Origin of the sequence: Bacillus sp. JJ1521 (genome assembly GCF_036965165.1) — a bacterium.
Classification (GTDB): Bacteria; Bacillota; Bacilli; order Bacillales; family Bacillaceae_L; genus Ferdinandcohnia.
Genome location: NZ_JBALOX010000227.1, coordinates 4,375 through 6,270, shown reverse-complemented (window position 1 = coordinate 6,270; position 1,896 = coordinate 4,375). Strand labels below are relative to the sequence as shown.

Annotated in this window: 3 protein-coding genes; 1 reads left to right on the top strand and 2 read right to left on the bottom strand. The window is 35.9% G+C overall.

The window, feature by feature from the left end; genetic code table 11:
• On the bottom strand, nucleotides 1-299 hold a 299-nt coding region (locus tag V7147_RS23080; RefSeq protein WP_335370145.1), incomplete at its 3' end, for an FMN-binding negative transcriptional regulator.
• Nucleotides 300-340: 41 nt separating this feature from the next.
• Complete coding sequence (locus V7147_RS23075) at nucleotides 341-1,243, bottom strand: DMT family transporter (RefSeq protein WP_335370144.1); 903 nt, start codon at nucleotides 1,241-1,243, stop codon at nucleotides 341-343.
• A gap of 161 nt (nucleotides 1,244-1,404) precedes the next feature.
• Between V7147_RS23075 and V7147_RS23070 the strand changes: the two genes are divergently transcribed.
• Nucleotides 1,405-1,896, top strand: a 492-nt coding sequence (locus V7147_RS23070) for a GntR family transcriptional regulator (RefSeq protein WP_335370143.1), incomplete at its 3' end; no start/stop codon positions are given.

Below are 1,896 nucleotides of genomic sequence, written 5' to 3'. Positions count from 1 at the left end.
ACGGTCACATAATTCCATGTTGGTACTGCTTTATTTGTCTCATACCAAGATGGGGAGATATAACAATGCGGACCATGAAAAATAGCTAAGACGGTTTGTTTATTGATATCTTTCCACTGAGGATTAGGACGAGCAAAATGTCCATATAAGTATGAATGATCCTCGTTTAAAATTAACGGTAAATGAGTCGCAAAAGGCATTCCATTATGTTGAGAAAAAAGAGTCGCAAAACTATGTTCCTTCATAATATCGAAGGAAATTGTTCCTTCCTTAATTTTAAAATGTGCAGGAATATACATGTTTTTTCTCCTCTCGAAATCTTTTCTTATTGGACACGCAATTAATTTTTCTCTGATACAGATGTTTTTTTGGAAATCGGAGCATTTTTTCCTAGTATTACAGAAATAACAACAATCACCGCTATTATAATAGTGAAAAATGTGATGGATTCATCTAAAAATACTGTTGCAAATATAATCATCAAAAATGGTTGTAAATATTGAAGTTGACTTACTCTTGCTATCCCACCCATAGCCATTCCACTATACCAAGCAACATAGGCTAGAAATTGACTAACCACTGCGAGATAAATAAAACTGACCCAAGCTTCAGCAGGAGCATGGAGCATTTCTGTTGAAAGGTTTAGTCCAACTGGAATAACGAAAAATGGAGCGCCAATCATAATTGACCATGCAATCACTTGCCAGCTACCTAATTCTTTCGATAATCTCCCACCCTCTGCATAACTAAGTCCAAGTATAATCACCGCTGCTAGTAAAGCTAAATCTGCGAATTGTAGTTGACCGAATCCAAGATGAAGTGCATACACAATAACAGCTAAAGACCCAATTATGCTTGAAATCCAGAATTTGCGAGATGGGATTTCACCTGCTCTTAACATTGCAAATCCTGTTGTTGCTAATGGCAACAGCGCTAATTCAACCGCTCCATGAGAAACAGGCAAAGATTCCATTGCCCAAGAAGTTAGGAGTGGAAATCCTAAAACTGCACCAACAGCAACAATCACCAGACTTTTAAATTGTCGAAGTGAAGGCAGTTTTTCCTTTCTAACAATCAATACAACAGCTACTAAAATAGCAGCAACAACTGTTCTTCCTAAACCAACAACTGTAGCTCCAAAATACTCTACTGCAATACTTGTAGAAGGTAGTGTTAAGCTAAAACAAATAACCCCTATTAATCCCAACGATAATCCTAATTTCTCTCTGTTTTCTCTCTGCATCTTATCCCACCCTATCTTATTATTTTGGACCACATCTGTACCATTTTTAATTTTTATTAAAATACAGTTCTGTTATAATCAAAATAATAATGGGTTCAAACAATGAAATAAACCATTTTTTTGTACATCTGTCATGGTACAGTTGAGGAGGGATTAATTATATGTCATCAAAGTATTTGAAGATAATGGAGGAAATTAAGCATCAGCTAGCAAAGGGATCGCTAATTGCAGGGAGTAAACTTCCTTCTGTTCGTCAGCTATCTGAGGATTTTTCATGTAGTAAAAATACAGTTATTAAAGCATACGAGGAACTAGAAAAAGAACATTTAATTTATTCTGTTCCTAAAAGTGGCTACTTTGTTGTGAATGAATATCAAAAAGCGACGAATGAAAATGTAGTGATTGATTTCTTATCAGCTGGTCCAGATAACAACGTTATGCCCTATGTCGAATTTCAACATTGTATAAATCAAGCAATTGAACAATATAAAGCAGAGCTTTTTACATACTCCGATCAACAGGGGCTCTACTCATTACGCGTACAGCTAGTAAAGTATTTGCAGAATTTACAGGTGTTCACTCAACCTGAAAGAGTTGTAGTCGTATCTGGCTCGCAGCAAGCCCTTAACTTATTAGTTTCTATGCCATTTCCA

What these genes read in the sequence shown, in the direction of transcription:
- V7147_RS23075 (WP_335370144.1), bottom strand. Translation starts at nt 1,243, where the DNA reads ATGCAGAGAGAAAACAGAGAGAAATTAGGATTATCGTTGGGATTAATA.